The 16756-nt window shown below is 42.1% G+C and carries 11 protein-coding genes; 8 read left to right on the top strand and 3 right to left on the bottom strand.

The features are described from left to right. Positions 1-6 precede the first annotated feature (6 nt). The 4 genes from tssA to ACRRSY_RS11625 all read left to right on the top strand — a co-directional run bounded on the left by tssA (position 7) and on the right by ACRRSY_RS11625 (position 6308). Complete coding sequence (gene tssA / locus ACRRSY_RS11640; RefSeq protein WP_432453206.1) at positions 7-1125, top strand: type VI secretion system protein TssA; 1119 nt, start codon at positions 7-9, stop codon at positions 1123-1125. Positions 1126-1159: 34 nt separating this feature from the next. Beyond that, positions 1160-1963 carry a M91 family zinc metallopeptidase gene (locus ACRRSY_RS11635; protein ID WP_432463219.1) on the top strand — a complete coding sequence of 268 codons (804 nt, stop codon included), beginning with the start codon at positions 1160-1162 and terminating at the stop codon, positions 1961-1963. Positions 1964-1985: 22 nt separating this feature from the next. Continuing rightward, positions 1986-2570, top strand: coding sequence for a hypothetical protein (locus ACRRSY_RS11630; RefSeq protein WP_432463218.1), 585 nt, complete (start codon positions 1986-1988; stop codon positions 2568-2570). A 1236-nt stretch (positions 2571-3806) separates the two neighbouring features. Beyond that, entirely contained in the window at positions 3807-6308 is a 2502-nt protein-coding gene (locus ACRRSY_RS11625) for a pectinesterase family protein (RefSeq protein WP_439033324.1), read from the top strand. A gap of 141 nt (positions 6309-6449) precedes the next feature. On the opposite strand, the gene ACRRSY_RS11620 is transcribed toward ACRRSY_RS11625, so the two are convergent. Together ACRRSY_RS11620 and gap are read right to left on the bottom strand one after the other, a co-directional pair. Beyond that, a complete protein-coding gene (locus ACRRSY_RS11620; protein WP_432463216.1) occupies positions 6450-7298 on the bottom strand; it encodes a D-hexose-6-phosphate mutarotase in 849 nt (282 codons plus the stop codon). 64 nt (positions 7299-7362) lie between these two features. Further along, on the bottom strand, positions 7363-8358 hold the full coding sequence (gene gap / locus ACRRSY_RS11615) for a type I glyceraldehyde-3-phosphate dehydrogenase (protein ID WP_432453201.1): 996 nt from the start codon (positions 8356-8358) through the stop codon (positions 7363-7365). A gap of 317 nt (positions 8359-8675) precedes the next feature. On the opposite strand from gap, the gene malQ reads away from it, so the two are divergent. The 4 genes from malQ to msrB all read left to right on the top strand — a co-directional run bounded on the left by malQ (position 8676) and on the right by msrB (position 15794). Next, entirely contained in the window at positions 8676-10871 is a 2196-nt protein-coding gene (malQ, locus tag ACRRSY_RS11610) for a 4-alpha-glucanotransferase (protein WP_432459344.1), read from the top strand. 171 nt (positions 10872-11042) lie between these two features. Beyond that, on the top strand, positions 11043-13253 hold the full coding sequence (glgB, locus tag ACRRSY_RS11605; protein WP_432463214.1) for a 1,4-alpha-glucan branching protein GlgB: 2211 nt from the start codon (positions 11043-11045) through the stop codon (positions 13251-13253). A 46-nt stretch (positions 13254-13299) separates the two neighbouring features. Further along, a complete protein-coding gene (gene glgX, locus ACRRSY_RS11600; protein WP_432463213.1) occupies positions 13300-15399 on the top strand; it encodes a glycogen debranching protein GlgX in 2100 nt (699 codons plus the stop codon). Then, complete coding sequence (gene msrB / locus ACRRSY_RS11595; RefSeq protein ID WP_432453197.1) at positions 15396-15794, top strand: peptide-methionine (R)-S-oxide reductase MsrB; 399 nt, start codon at positions 15396-15398, stop codon at positions 15792-15794. The genes glgX and msrB overlap by 4 nt, the downstream gene beginning before the upstream one ends. A 10-nt stretch (positions 15795-15804) precedes the next feature. Here msrB and ACRRSY_RS11590 read toward each other — a convergent pair whose 3' ends face one another. After that, positions 15805-16623: a DUF2989 domain-containing protein gene (locus ACRRSY_RS11590; RefSeq protein WP_432456182.1), complete on the bottom strand. Its 819-nt coding sequence runs from the start codon at positions 16621-16623 to the stop codon at positions 15805-15807. Between the last annotated feature and the right edge of the window lie 133 nt (positions 16624-16756).

Below are 16756 nucleotides of genomic sequence, written 5' to 3'. Positions count from 1 at the left end.
ATCTGAATGCGATTACCTGCCTCTGGACAGTCAGTTGATGACTATATTCAACAACACTTTGGCATACCGTTAGAGACGCTAATAGCGCCAGTGGGCGATAACCAAGTAGGGGATTCAGTTCGTCATAACGGTGTCTATTTTAACATTAAGAATGCCCGCAAGTCTGACGATCCAAGCCTTCCTATGGGAGTTTGGAGCCACGAACTGAAAGTCGCTGATTGGCAAGAAGTTAGAAAAATAGCCTTGGAAGCATTAAGTGAAAAGTGCAAGGATCTGCAATTAGGTGTTTGGCTGCTTGAATCGAATATTCACTTGTATGGATTTTCCGGTGTTGCTCCCGCATTGGTGCTAATTTTGCAATTGTGTAAGCAATACTGGGACACCATGCACCCTCAAATGGTAGACGGCGATTTAGAGTATCGTACCAACCCGATTAATTGGGTTAATGAAAAGCTCACTTTACAACTCCGTTTAATCAAAATTACCGATACCCCCTTAGATGGAAATGAGTACAGTTGGGATGATTGGGAAAATGCGCTGCGTTATCAACAATTACACAACCAAAACAAGCTATCTAGCGCTTGGGATGGCCCCAATCCTAAGTTATTTAAACAACGTATAGCTGCCACGGCACCAGTTACGCTGCTAGATCTTCATCAGGCATTGGATGATGGCATTGTGGCGGTAGATGAATTTCAGCTGTGGCTCGATGAAACCTGTGATAGTGATAGTCCCAGCTTAAGTGACTTACGTAAGTTGCTAAGTAACGTCAATGAAATGGTCTGTAATGAATTATTTCGCCGGGGCATTTCTTTGGCTAATGCTAGTGAATCAGATGGGCATGATGAGGGAGGAAGCGCAAGTGATACGCCGCCCTCGTCGGCTGGCGGTGGCGGAGGCCACCATAGTGAGCTGCGTGATCGAGCGGATGCGTTTGTGATGTTGCGGCGTGCGGCAGAATTTTTAATGGAAGATGACCCGCATAGTCCCGTTCCTTATTTGGTATATACGGCCTGTAACTGGGGAGAGATGAGCGCGCCAGACTTATATCAGCAACTATTTTTACAAAAAGGTGGTCAATTAAACATATTTGAGTTGATGGGGCTGGAAGTGAGTAGTGATTAGCCTATGTAGTTTAGATAAAATAAGAGGCATCAGTATGAATGACAAAGCGAAAAAAAGGCAAGTTGTCGTTGGCCAAGCGGGTAAGTCCGATAGCGACTTACACCGTCATGTACGACAGCATCTACGTCATATCGCTGCTCAGCCAACATCATCTAGTCTGCAGCCTCCCGTAATCCAGAAGCGACGTGATGCTAAATCGCAGCTTAAACCAGTGACCGAAATTAGCGTCGCACATATTCCTTCGGTCTCGATCATCCGTGATGGTGCGCATGCTGTCTATCAAACAGGCAGCGCATTGCTAGATTTCACTTTAAGAGCAAAGCGAGATTTAAACTTACTGATAGCCATGGAGTCAGGACAGAAGGTTTTCGATACGATTCACGGTTCGGGCTATAAAGTGAAAATTCAAGATCGAGGCGATAAGCCCAAACACGGAGGCTCACAAAAAGCGTTGGATAGATTAGATGCGAAAACCAACGGTGTAGGTTCAGATTCGTTAGTGCCCCATCAGACTGGCCGTTCAGTTCTCGAACCACGGTCGCATGCAGCTCCAAGTTCTTCAGTTATCAGTTTGGGACATGAACTTATTCATGCTACTCATTCCGCAACTGGAACCCTACAAAGCGGTAAACATGATAACTATCATGTTTCGCCAGGGGTAATAAAAGAGGAGCGTGTGACCGTAGGTGCCGCCGATGGAACTGGAGGAAGCACTGGACTACCAACGGAGAGTTCCTTGCGGATTGATTTGGCCAAGCAGCATCAAGGGATCACGCCAACATCCAACGGACAATCTATCCCACGATTAAAGTACGGAAAAATAGATTTGAATTTCTAAATAACGAAGTAGGAGAACTGCAATGCCAAGTTATAAAGAAAGATACGCCCGCTATAAAAAAGAAGTAGATGCCAGTATGGGAAAATCACTCGGAGGATGGGGGCAGTTTAAAGCGTTATTTGCCCCAAATAAGAGTTTTTCCACGGCTAGAAAAGCTGCTATTGACCAAGCAGAGCAAAATCATCTTGGTGCCACCACTGCTGATAAACAAGCGGATCGCCTTTACCGACCATTTAATCTTATTGGAACCACTGGTACCGATGATGCGCATAAAACTCGCTATTATCGTAGCAGTAGCGGTACTTTTGGGCACATTACTCCATTTCACAGTCCTCATAATGTTGGCCGGGAACCTGCTCGTAAACATGCCGATTACCACATGGAAAATGTAAAAGGTCGATTGCATGAATATATAGGCGACAAATTGATACATCCTTCGAGAAACCCCTTTGTTCCGATTACTGATGATACTCAAAGAGGGCAGCATCATGCCCAAGTTGCTCATTTCGATTATATTAAACATCATGGGCGGAGAGACAGTGTTATCTATCGGCATAATCCGATGCCAAATATCCGAGCTGAACCTAAGGACTATCAACAGGGCTAGTGGCTGATAAAACCCGGGAAATCTGGCATTTGTACAAATTGTGATAAATTAACATGGAACAATTAGTGTCTGTGAGTCACCGCAGAGCATCGGAAGGAATAGGTTCTATTTCTAAATTTTAGGCGTTTAATCGATGTTTGTCGGTGCAGATACTGATAGGTTTTGAAGCTTGATTTTCATAAAACATACGGAACCATGGAACGCTACGGGTTTAGTGTTTTTATTGAAAAAATACTAAACCCGTAAATCTCTTGTTCTTAACAATATAAATCAAACTACTCCAATGCATCCCTTTATTCCCCTCTGCTGATATTCTATTTTTTAGTAACGTCTGTTAACTTATTGCTTGATGACATCACAAACAACTAAAATTTATATTCAGAGATTTTTGGCTTCGTTGTTAATTGCTTTTATTGCTCCATTGATAGATTCTTGTATGTGATTTTCGATCTAATTTCATTCTAGATGTATGCGTGAGTTTGTTTTTTATAAAACAAGTTTCTTTTTTTTAAAACGCTGGTTTGTTTTTGTGTGGTTATGTATATAGCGGGTGGTTCTTTCTGGTTTAGGATTGCGTTATCGCTGGTGTTTATGAATGACAAGCTTAGTTTTATCCTTTAAGTTTTTATTCTATTTAAATTTCATTTATGGCTGTTGGTATAAGGCCTGTTGTCCAATTCACTTCTAGGTAAGCGCTAGTTTTAATCCACTCTATATAATCTATGTAAGTCCCGATTTGTATCTTGGAATCATTAAATCGCGCAGTTTTCTGTAATCATCGAAAAATTAAGATGAACCATAAGTGCTTGATGATCTAAAAATTCCGTTTTTCGCAATACTCACGCCGGATAAGTTCATCTAATGGAATTTCGACCATGATAGGTATTTGTTGCTAGAACTCTGCTGTCGGTACAAAACTAGAAATGATTTACTCGGTAAATACCAGTTCCAAGAGTGAATTTGGAATAGCTTCAGTTTTTCGGTTTAGTTGTCATAGTTGTACTAAATTTAAAATGTTGTTTTATTACCACAAATAACCATAGCTGTCTATTTTGTCAATATGATTTCTTATTGAAACGTTGTTCTAAAAATATTTGATCCAATTCAAAAAATATACAAAAAAACGTTTTAAATTAAATCGCGGATCACATAGTTGTCTGAGTAAATATTTTTTTAAGGTGCTTCCATATATTGTATTTGTATTGCTAAATGCAACTCATCGATAAGGAAATATTAATGAACAAAAGATTTGTACTCTCGGTTTTAGCTGCATCTATCGGCCTTGCCGGTTGTGGTAGTGACGACGATAGCGCCAGCCGTATCGTGGTTGAGCCTGCTGTTGATAATTGTAAAGATATGGATAATTTATATTTTTGTGACGGCTTCTCAACGGATAACATGGCAACTAATTGGAAAGTATTGGCTGTTGAGGGAGCAAATGATGGTACCGCAGCGGGTACATTTGATATCCCAGCGAACAAAGGCTATTTACGTTATAACGCAGGTGGTAAGGGGGGGGAGATCCTACTTGCTAGTGATGCTGCAATGGCTGATGTTCCATCAGGTAACTATTTTGTGGAAGCGAAAATTCGTCCTCGTCAAAATAGTACCACGGCCAATAAACAAATTTTCTTAATGGGCCGTTACGATAGCGAAGGCAACTGGTTTGGCGGTGGCTTGAATGTGCAAAACTCTCCTTCTAGTACTCAAGTTGAAGCGGTTATAAGTACCGACGGATCGATTAGCCGGCCAGTACAGTCAAAAAGACCGATTGTCTTAGGAACTAAAAATACTGACAGTGAAACGTTTGAAGACGGTACTTGGTATGTGACTCGATTTGAAATGATCGACAATCATCTTAGCGTATATTTGGACGGTGAGTTTATCGGTACAACCGATAGTGATAAGTATCAGTCTACTGGTAAGTTTGGTCTCTTTACGAATAACCGCGCCTTTGAAATCGATTATATTAAGGTAGGTGACCCAACAATCAAACCAGTACAATTGACTTTAGATTATATGTCGACAGCTTGGGAGAACGCCGTTGCTGGGGGAGACCCGTTGGTGGTTAATGTAACTGCTGTACAAAGCGATGGAACTACCGAAGATACTTATGAGGTTTCGTCTAGTGACGAAGATGTTGTGCTGGCAAACAAAGTCAATGGTAAGGTGACTATTGAGCCTATGGCCGAAGGTACTGCGGTGATTACCTTTACCTCAGGTTCGGATGCTGATTTAACCAAGTCCATTGCAGTGACCGTTAATCGCGCATTTGCAATGCCAACGGCTGAGTATGGTGATTTGAGTAGTAAATTGATGCCAGCAATCGATAGCACGGAGCAATTTATTGATGGCCAACTTTCTATCACTTTTGATGATGATATAACTTTAGGTGAGATTGGCGAAATCCGTATTTATAAAAACGGTACAGCCACTGATCCCGTCGATACGATTAAAGCAATGAATGAGCAGAATGTTCTTGGTTACGAGGGACAGGATAAACGCCGAGTGGTTAACTTTAATCCTTTAAGTGTGGGTGACGATGGTAAGACCTTAAAGATCGCATTGCACGACGGCGTACTCGATTACGGCACAAGCTATTATGTGGTAATTGGCGAAGGGCTGGTTACAGGCTCTAAATTGAACGGAAATAACTTTGTCGGCCTCGGCGCGAATAGTAATTGGAAGTTCACAACAAAGAGCGCTCCTGCAACTGGTACAGATGTCACAGTCGGTCCTACTGGTCAGTTTGCCTCTGTTCAAGGGGCGTTAACTTACTTAATGAAGAACGTCGATAAGAATGCAGCCAAAACAGTTACCGTTCAAGAAGGGACCTATGAAGGGTTGTTGTTCCTGCGAAAGGTGAATAACGTCACTATCAAAGGTGCTGGTAAAGACAAGACTTTCATTCAATACGATAACTATGAAACCTTAAACGGCGGTGGTGGTAAGAGTGATATTGATGGTACAGGGCCTCAAGGGGGACGTGCGGTATTCTTGGTCGAAACCGTGGATAATCTCGTGCTGGAAGATCTTACTCTGAAGAATACCCATGTACGCTCAAATGCATACTCTAACCAAGCTGAAACCATTTACTTCAATAGTCCATACCGTTTAATCGCGAAAAACGCTAACTTTATTAGTGAGCAAGACACATTGTTATTGAAGGGATACACTTGGTTCTACAATACGCTGGTGGCTGGTAATGTCGATTTTATTTGGGGTTACAGTGTCGCTTCTGTGTTTGAAAATAGCGAAATCCGTACTTTAGGGGATTCAAAATCTGGTGTTGAGGTCGAAACCTCGGGTGGTTATGTATTACAAGCTCGTACGGCAAATGAAGGTGATCCTGGATTTGTATTTATTAATAGTAAATTTACTAGTGGCGTAGGCCCTGTTGGTAATACTGTGAAAGATGGTTCAACCTATTTTGCACGGAGTAGCGGTAAATCGAGTGCCTACGATAATGTAGTCTTGATTAACAGCCAAGTAGGTCCACATATCGCAGATATTGGGTGGGCAGGTAAAGATGTGAACGGTCAACCTGCGCCGAAGCCAGCATCAGCAACATCTGGCTGGAGAGAGTACGCAAGTCAGGATCTTACAGGTAATGCACTTGATGTAACAAAACGCGAAAGTGGTATTGTGCTGAGCGCTGAAGAAGCGGCACCTTATTTAACTCGTGATAAAGTATTTGCTAGCTATAACGATGGCTCAGGTTGGAAACCTCAACCTTAAGCTAAGTTAATTGAGAGGAAGATAATGTTGTTTGCCTCCGGCCTGTCCGGAGGCTTTTTTTGTCTGGTTCGTCGTGCAAGTTAAAATACTTTGAAACTATCGGCCGCGCACTAAAACAAAGAGTAAACGCTTGTGAAGTCGTTATACAATTTGTTGCTCTAGGCAGTGGGATTGTTTTGGCTCTAAGTCGATGGTTGTTTGGGTAACGGCTGTTTCGATACAGATAAATTGTGTTGAATACTGTTGGATGTCGACCATATTGCTTGCCAGTTCAGTACCTGGATTCCAGACCACGACCGAATTATGACCGCGGTGATGAATGTTGACCAAACCGTAAGATGAGTCGAGTCGAGTCGTTGCTTCTGGCTGTAAATAAATTCGGTCGGTTCGGGGTGCTAAAGAGAATGGTTCTGTGACCGTAACATTTTGGCGAGTGACTGAATCAAAATAATGATCGCCCAAACCAGTAATCTGTAGTTTAGCTACATCTGCGCAAAAATAGCTGTGTAGCGCGCCATTAAAACTAAATATTTGCTCGCTGTTATTGGTCGTTGTTAATTGAATACTGGCTTGTTGATTCAGAACATACTCACACTTCAAGTCGATAAGGGGATCTAAACGGCTATTCAAACGGAATATTAGTTTACATTGTTGTTCAGTGGTGTCTATTTTTTCCAGGTGCCAGTCATTAATCCTTGCATATCCGTGCCCCGGCAGACTTGGATTTGAATCGCCAAAGCTAGGCCAGCAAATGGGCACGCCACCACGAATAGCGTTACCTGACTCGAACTTAGTGATTGGACTGAGCCAGAGTTTTTCTTGTCCAAGATTTGGACGAAAACTAAGTAATTGTGCCCCTTGCTGAGATATGAGTGCTTTCACTTTAGGGTGGTCAACCCAATAAAATAACATCCCAGCGGTGTTCATGACCTCGAAGACGGCATTATCGATTTGTTTTACGACCTGTAAATTCAATCGTTCAAGAATCATTATTTGTTCTCCCCTAAAAAAAAAGCGACCCGAAGGGTCGCCTTTGAAAATTTAGCTACAGTTCTTATTTTGAAATGTGAGTAATTAAATCAAGAACTTTGTTTGAGTAACCAATTTCGTTATCGTACCAAGATACAACTTTAACGAACTTGTCAGTTAAGGCAACACCAGCCGTTGCATCAAATACTGAAGTCTGAGTCTCACCAATGAAGTCTTGAGAAACAACTGCATCTTCAGTGTAACCAAGTACGCCAGCCATTTCGCCTTCAGAAGCGGCTTTCATTGCTGCACAAATTTCTTCGTAGCTTGCTGCTTCTTTAAGGTTAACTGTTAAGTCAACAACAGAAACGTTAGCAGTTGGTACGCGGAAAGCCATACCAGTTAATTTGCCGTTTAACTCAGGAAGAACAACACCGACTGCTTTAGCTGCACCAGTTGAAGAAGGGATGATGTTTTGAGAAGCACCACGGCCACCACGCCAGTCTTTCGCTGAAGGACCGTCTACAGTTTTCTGAGTTGCAGTGGTTGCGTGAACAGTGGTCATTAGACCAGATTCGATGCCCCACTTGTCGTTTAATACTTTAGCAATCGGTGCTAAACAGTTGGTTGTACAAGAAGCGTTAGAAACGATGTCTTGGCCAGCGTAAGACTCTTGGTTTACGCCCATTACGAACATAGGAGTTGCGTCTTTAGAAGGACCAGTTAAAACTACTTTTTTCGCACCAGCGGTGATGTGTTTACGAGCTGTTTCGTCAGTTAGGAAGATACCAGTTGCTTCAGCAACTACATCAACACCAATTGCGTCCCATTTTAGATCTTCAGGGTTACGCTCTGCAGTTACACGAACAACATTACCGTTTACGACTAGGTTACCGTCAACGACTTCTACGCTACCGTTGAAACGGCCGTGAGTTGAATCGTATTTTAGCATGTAAGCCATGTAATCAACGTCGATTAAATCGTTGATGCCTACAACTTCAAGGTTGCTGCGCTCAACAGAAGCACGGAATACGAAACGTCCAATACGGCCAAAACCGTTAATACCAACTTTAATTGTCATAGTGATACCTAATGTTCCTAGTTGTTAGAAGATGTATAATTTGGTTGTAAACTTACAACATTCTGAAATTTCTTCAAGTCGAATCGACAATTAATTTGCGCGATATCAATTAATGATTTAAAAATGACCAAGCCTACTTTCCAAATAGGAAGTATTGGGTGAGTCGTTAAAAAAAACAACCTAAATAGCCTAATCTCAGATAAAATAAATAAAGCGAATGTTGTGCTAGATCGATAAATCGAGCTTTAGGATGAGTACAATACAGACGCAAAAAAATAATAATTAGTTAGATACAAAGCAATAACTTGGGAAATGTTATGTCAGATCAAATCATTGAACAGTTGGTAAAGCTTCGCGGCATAGAAACCAACTACGTTGACGCTTGGGGGAATCCGACTCAGGTCGTGCCTGAAAGCAAAGTAAAATTATTAAAAGCACTGGGTTACCCTGTAGATGATGCAGAGCAATTAGCGCAAAGGTATGAAGAGGATGTATTAAATTACTGGCAGCAGCTTATGCCTACCGTTAAAGTCGTGCGAGTAGCACAGCAATACCCTCTAGAGATTAGAGTTCCAATTGAGTTGGCTAACAAAACCTTTAGTTGGAAACTAGAAACGGAACAAGGTGAGGCGTTTAAAGGCCAAGTTGTCCCCGTCGATGGTGAACTAGTTGAAGCGCATGCGATTCACGATGTTGAGTATCAGACTTACATCGTTCTTTTAACGATTGAGCTTCCGATTGGATATCACCATTTGAGTTTGTCGTTGCAAGGAGGGCGCAAAGTTCTTGCTGAAACTCGTTATATCGTTGCGCCCCAAGCGGCTTATATTCAACCAGAAATTGCTTCAGGGAAAAAAATATGGGGGCCAAGCGTCCAGTTATATTGTTTACGTAGTGAAACAAACTGGGGTATTGGTGATTTTTCTGATCTCAAATTGTTAGTGAAAAACATCGCAGCTAGTGGTGGTGACTTTGTTGGATTAAATCCTATCCATTCTCTTTATCCAGCCAACCCTGAGGCTGCAAGCCCCTATAGTCCCTCTTCTCGTCGCTGGCTAAACATCGTTTATATCGATGTAGAGGCGATTGCTGAGTTTGCAAACTCAGAGGCAGTGGCTTTGGTCGAGAGTTCGGTTTTCCAGAATCGTTTACAGCAACTTCGTAAAAGTGAATGGGTTGATTACACGGGGGTTACCGAAGCGAAACTTGAAGCTTTGAGATTGGTTTTTAAACAATTTCAAACCATTCAAAAAGGTCGTAGTAAAAGGGCAAATGCATTTCGGTCTTTCATTAAGGAAGGTGGCGAAAGTTTAGCCGCTCAAGCCACCTATGACGCCTTGCAGGAACATTTGTATAATAATATCGGTAATGCCTGGGGTTGGCAGGCTTGGCCAGATGAATATAAAGAGTATCACTTGCCAGGTGTCGCTCAGTGGGTGAGCGAAAATCAATATGCAGTGGATTTTTATCTATGGCTGCAATGGTTAGCTGATGAGCAACTTGCCGAAGTTGATGCTGTGGCGAAGGCTTCGGGAATGGTGATGGGACTTTACCGCGATTTAGCCGTTGGTGTGAGTGAGGGAAGTGTTGAAATTTGGGCAAACGGTGATCTATATAGCTTAGATGCTAGTGTTGGCGCGCCACCCGATATCCTTGGACCTTTGGGGCAAAAATGGGGTCTTCCCCCTATGGATCCAGCAGTGCTCGAAGCACAAGCTTATCAACCCATGATTGACCTATTCCGTTCTAATATGCGCTCCTGTGGATCTTTACGTATCGATCATGCAATGGCTTTATTGCGACTTTGGTTGGTGCCTGTAGAAGATTCTGCCGATAAGGGTGCATATATTTATTATCCGATCCAAGATCTGTTAGGTATTCTTGCCTTAGAAAGTCACCGTAATCAATGTTTGATCATTGGTGAAGATTTGGGCACCGTTCCTGATGGAATTTTTGAAATCTTACAAGAAAATGGGGTTCACTCTTACCGAATTTTCTTCTTTGAACAAGCTGCTGATGGCGGCTATATTTCGCCGTCTCATTATCCAAGCCAAGCAATGGCCGCGGTGACCACTCATGATATGCCGACTTTACGCGGTTTCTGGCATTGTGATGATTTGGCATTAGGTCGTGAATTGGGGATTTACCCCGATGAAGCAGTGTTACAAAGTCTTTATCAAAGCCGTCATGACAACAAACAGAAGTTACTTGATTCACTGCATGGGCATCACAGTATTCCTGATTATATTTCTCGTGATGTGAATTGGGTCGGAATGGACCGTGGATTGAATTACGGTATTCAAGTTCATATGGCGAAAGGAAGTTGTAATTTACTTTCAGTTCAATTGGAAGACTGGATGGAAATGGATAAACCGGTGAATGTTCCAGGTACATCTAGCGAATATCCCAACTGGCGCCGGAAATTAACTTGGAATTTAGCGGACTTGTTTGGTAATGATGATGTACAACATTTAATGCAGCAACTCACTGACGCTCGCCTTAAAGCCAGTTAAGTTTTGTGTTATATATCATCAAGCGCTCTTTGGAGCGCTTTTTTTTTGCTTATGAAAATGCTTTCGATCTCACTTTAGTGGTCATTTATGCAGAAAAGCAAGGTGACTTGCGCTAACCTAAGCTTAACTTAGTAAATTGTCATATTCTCAGGATCTTAAGGTGAGTAAATAATGAAACGATCTTTGTCTTCTCAGGTTTCTCGGTTAGTTCAACAGTTGTCTAATGTTCGCTTAAAAGAGCCATTTAGTGTGCTTGGTTTAAATCAAGATAAAAATAAATCAGGGCTGGTTTTAAGAGCTTGGCAACCAGATGCTACAGCGATTACGGTTAAATCTTTATCGGGAGAAATCTTAGGTTCAATGCAACAACTCGCTAAGCAGGGGTTGTTTGAGTTGAAGTTCGACACTGAGCAACGTTTCAACTACTGCCTCGAAGTTGATTATGGCAAACACACTCTCGCAGTTATCGATCCCTATCAGTTCACAGAAGAGGCCTATGAGGGATTAGCAACTATGTCTCATGCGCCTGAAAATATTTATCAGGTACTTGGGGCCCAAGTCAAAAGTTTAGTGGTAGACGGCGTATCAGTGAATGGGGTGCGTTTTGCGGTATATGCACCAAGCGCCTTTAGTGTGAGCTTGATTGGTGATTTCAATCAATGGGATGGGCGTCGCATGCCGATGCAGCGTTCTTTAGATGGTCACTGGGTATTATTTGTTCCGGGTTTGGCGGCAGGAACTAAATATAAATATGAACTTAAAGATCTACACGGGAACAGCTTGCCGCATAAAACTGATCCTGTCGGTTTTTACGCGGAGCAATATCCGTCTTTTGCTTCGGTGGTGTGGGATCATAGCCAATATCAATGGAACGACCAAGCTTGGATTGAATCACAGCTGAATGACAAACTTACCCAGCCAATGAGCATCTATGAAGTGCATTTGGGATCTTGGAAACGAAAAGTTGAAGGGCAAGAAAATCAGTATCTTAGTTATCGTGAATTGGCTGTCGAACTCGTTAATTACATTAAGGAGATGGGTTACACCCACATTGAGATATTACCAATCTCTGAGTTCCCTTTCGATGGATCTTGGGGATACCAGCCAATTGGCTTGTTTGCACCCACGAGTCGTTTCGGTAATCCAGATGATTTAAAATATTTGATTGATCAATGTCATCAGCATGGTATCGGTGTGATTGTTGATTGGGTACCTGCACATTTTCCGAGTGATTCCCATGGATTAGCTAAATTTGATGGTACGGCTTTATATGAGTATGAAGATCCCCGTCGTGGTTGGCATAATGATTGGAACTCTTACATTTATGACTTTGGACGCGATACCGTTCGTCAATTTTTAGTGGCGAGTGCCTTAATTTGGTTGGATAAATTTCATGTCGATGGTTTACGCGTTGACGCTGTGGCATCGATGTTATATTGGGATTATTCACGGGAAGAAGGTGAGTGGGTACCAAATGTTGACGGTGGTAATCATAACTATGAAGCAATCAGTCTTCTAAAATGGTTTAACGAAGAGGTATACCGCCAGTATCCACATGCGATGACGATTGCTGAGGAGTCAACTGCTTTTGCTGGCGTTTCTCGTCCAACCTTTACCGGTGGCCTTGGTTTTGGGTTTAAGTGGAATATGGGTTGGATGCATGACTCCCTGACCTATATGCAAAAAGACCCTGCCTTTAGAAAATATCACCACAGTGAAATTACCTTTGCGATGGTGTACAACTACGATGAAAACTTCGTATTACCGATTTCTCATGATGAAGTTGTTCATGGTAAGGGCTCATTGATTGGTAAAATGCCAGGTGATGAGTGGCAGCAAGCGGCAAATTTACGCGCGTATACTGCGTTTATGTTTGCCCACCCTGGCAAAAAACTCAATTTCATGGGGACCGAATTTGCGCAGTCAAGTGAATGGAATCATGACACGAGTCTAGAATGGAACGTCTTGAAATACCCTAAACATCAAGGTCAACAAGCACTGGTTAAACAACTGAATACCGTCTATCGCAGTCATGCTGCTATGTATGAAGGTGACTATGATACCCAAGGATTTACTTGGATAGATTTAGATGACTGGGAAAACAGCATTCTAGCATTTCAGCGTAATGCGTTAAGTTCTCAAGAAAGCTTGTTTGTTGTGTGTAATTTTACACCAGTCCCTCGAGATGGTTATCGTCTGGGTGTGCCAGAGCAAGGTCGCTATCGGATTATCCTTAATACCGACTCAGAGCTGTATTGGGGAGGGAATTATGATGCAGGCATAGAGTTCCAAAGTGAGGCGATTACTGGCCATGGTCGAGAAAATTCCATCATATTAAACTTGCCTCCGTTGGCAACATTGTATTTAATCAAAATAGATTAGTTTTTGACAAGCCCCCTTGTAACACGAGGGGGGAAGTAAGGTTCGCATGTCTATAAAAAGTCAACTTCAAGCACTACCCATTCGGCTGAGTGCAGAGCAAGTCTCACCTGGCTGTAGTTTTCCCCTTGGGGCAAGCCTTGATCAAAATGGCTGTAATTTTTCAATTAACGTGGGTGATGCCAAACACGTTGAATTGTGCCTATTTGACTCGGATGAAAACGAGATATCACGGATTGTATTACCGAGTAAGCAGGGAGGGATAAGGTTTGGTCACATCGCAGGAATTAAAGCGGGTCAGTATTACGGATATCGAGTATTCGGAACTTATCAACCTGAACACGGTTGTTGGTACGATCCCCGCAAGTTAATTCTAGACCCCTATGCTAAAGCGATTTCTCGGCCTTTGATTTGGGATGCAAAGGCCTATCAAGAGGATGGTGTGACAATGATTCCGAAGTGTATTGTTGTCGACGACGACTTTGATTGGCAAGGAGTCGGTAAACCCAATATCCCACGCCATGAAACTATTTTATATGAGACCCACGTTCGAGGCTTTAGTCAATTAAAACCGGACGTAGATCCAGAATTACAGGGGCGTTATTTGGGGTTGGTGAGTGCCCCAAGCATTGAGCATTTTAAAAACTTGGGCATTACCAGTATTCAATTAATGCCTATCGCAGCATTTATGTCTGAGCCTCGCTTGAAAGCTTTAGGTTTGAGTAACTACTGGGGATATAACCCGATTTTATTTATGGCCGCGGAGCCGCGTTATGCAGCAAATGATGCCTTAGTTGAATTTAAAACCATGGTCCGTGAATTTCATCGCCATGGTTTAGAAGTGATTTTGGATGTGGTGTTTAACCACACAGCAGAATCGGGTGCGGATGGGCCAACGTTGTGTTATCGCGGACTTGATAACAAAAGGTATTATTTATTTGAGCAGATTGGTGACAGCCCTAATTATAGTCAGTATACGAATAATACTGGTTGTGGGAATAGTGTGAGTTTAGATCACCCCATTGGACTGCGCTTAGTGCTTGATAGCTTGCGTTATTGGGTAGATGTTATGCAAGTCGATGGCTTCCGGTTCGACTTAGCGGTTAGCCTGGGCCGAGAAAATAATCATTTTAGTAGTCATGCTGCATTCTTCAAAGCGATCGCACAAGACCCCATTTTGTCTCAAGCTAAGTTAATCGCTGAGCCTTGGGATATTGGTCAAGATGGATATCAATTAGGTCGCTTCCCTGAGCGTTGGATGGAATGTAACGATCGATTTCGTGATACTTGTCGAGCATTTTGGAAAGGAGAGCACGGTTTGCTCGGCCAGATGGTTACTCGAATGATGGGCTCAAGAGATATGTTTCTTGCTAGCCGAAGAAGTATCCATAGCAGTGTTAATTATATTTGTTACCACGACGGTTTTACTTTAGAAGATTTAGTGAGCTACGAGCAACGTCACAATTATGCGAATGGCGAAGAGAATCGGGATGGACATGGGCATAATATTTCAGCAAATAACGGTGTTGAAGGCGTAACTGAAAATAAGAAAGTCTTGGCATTACGTCGTAAACAGAAACGAAATTTATTGGCGACCCTGATGCTTTCTCAAGGCGTTCCTCATTTTCTTGGTGGGGATGAATTGGGCCGCACCCAGCAAGGAAATAATAATGCTTATTGTCAAAATAATAAGATTAGTTGGTTTGATTGGACCTTGGATAGTGCGCAGCAACAGTTTTTGGATTTTACGCAGAAGCTGATTAAATTACGTAAGCGTTGTCCGTTATTTAATCATTTGCAATTGGAAAATGATAGTTACGAGAAATCCCATTATAGGCACCATAGTGTTCGTTGGTATCGACATGATGGTTTACACATGCGCCAAGAAGACTGGCATGATGCCCACGCATGGTCGGTTGCAGTGGAATTACGTTCTGTTCGAGACCCGAAAGAACGTTGGTTTTGGATCATTAATGCCTGTGATCACCCCATTGATTTCACCATTCCGAATGTAGAAAGTAGTTTTATTTGGGTGCAACAAATGGACACAGCCACTGATAATGCTATTTATTCGAAGAAACTTATTGCCCCCGACAGCCTTAAGTTAAGTGCCAACTCCATGTTACTATTAGAACAAATTCCTTCATGAGTCATCGTGTTTTGTTTAAAGAAGAGCAGGAGTGGCAACAGCTACTTGATCAATTAACTTTCCAAGTCACAAGAAAAGGGGCGACCGAACGTCCGTTTAGTGGCAAGTTATTACATAACAAAGAACAGGGCAGTTATGCTTGTGTTTGTTGTCAACAGGTGTTATTTCAATCTGACGCAAAATTTGATTCTGGTTGTGGCTGGCCGAGTTTTGATCGTGTTTCTGACCATCAAGCAATTAAGTTTATAAGTGACAAAAGTCATAATATGGAACGGGTAGAAGTGCGTTGCCAAGCTTGTGATGCTCATTTGGGCCACGTATTTAATGATGGCCCAACGGAAACTGGCGAGCGCTATTGCATTAATTCGGTAGCGCTCGACTTTAAGGCCAAATAGACGGAGAAGTTTACAAACGATATTGTCTATTTATTATTTGTTCAGCAATGGTCTCGGCTTGTTCTTCCAATTTTTCTTGTTGTTGTTCCGTCAGGTTTAGTTGGTAATTGAGACCTGAATAATCCTGTTGAATATGATCATCAAACTGGGAAGCAATTTGAGCCCAAATATAGGCATTGTTGTAGTCTTTTAATACCATGTATTGAGAAACAATCGCTTCGGCATATTTAGCTGGTATGGTTTCATCTTCAGGAAATAGCTTGAAGGTATTTTCTAAAATAGTGATGGTTTTTTTCGCGTTCTTGCCATTGTAATACATGGCAAGTGTCCACTGTAATTCAGGTGATTTTAAAGCATCACTACCTTCTAAAGCCAAGAAACGTTGTTTAGCTTGCTTATCGCGGAGCTGCTTCCAGTGGTACATGAGTAAAAACGGGTAATCTGAATTTGTAGTTTCGGCTTCTAGGCGGGCCAATTCTTCTATCGACGTTAACATGCCAACCACTCGTTTTGTCTTACGTGATTTGTCGTATCTTGGTTCGATACTCGCTGCTAATTCTATACAAGCATTATAATCTTTATAATCTTTGATGAGTTGGTATTTGTGCGGGTCATTAGGTTCTTTGGATTCATTATAACGGCTGAGTATGACGGCTGAACGTTCTTTTTTACACCAGCCATCTTGGTTTAGGTCTTCGCATAATTCCGGATTGTTGTTACAGACTTTTTTGGCCGATAGGCTACCAAAATTGAAAATATTAAAGCGGAGATCGCAAGCACTGAGTGCTAACGGTAAGAGTAAACATAAAAAACGTCCAGTTAGTTTCATGGTAGACAAGTCTTATTCCTGTATTATTTTTAGTATATTGCGATGCAGCTAAGGTTAGCATATTTTTATTTTATGTTGTCTTCAGCGTTACTTGAATTTTCTTTTGTTCGCTTGCTTATTGCTTGGCAGTTGG

Source organism: Agarivorans sp. QJM3NY_33, from assembly GCF_050870865.2.
Taxonomy (GTDB): domain Bacteria; phylum Pseudomonadota; class Gammaproteobacteria; order Enterobacterales; family Celerinatantimonadaceae; genus Agarivorans.
This window is presented reverse-complemented; position numbering and strand designations above follow the sequence as displayed.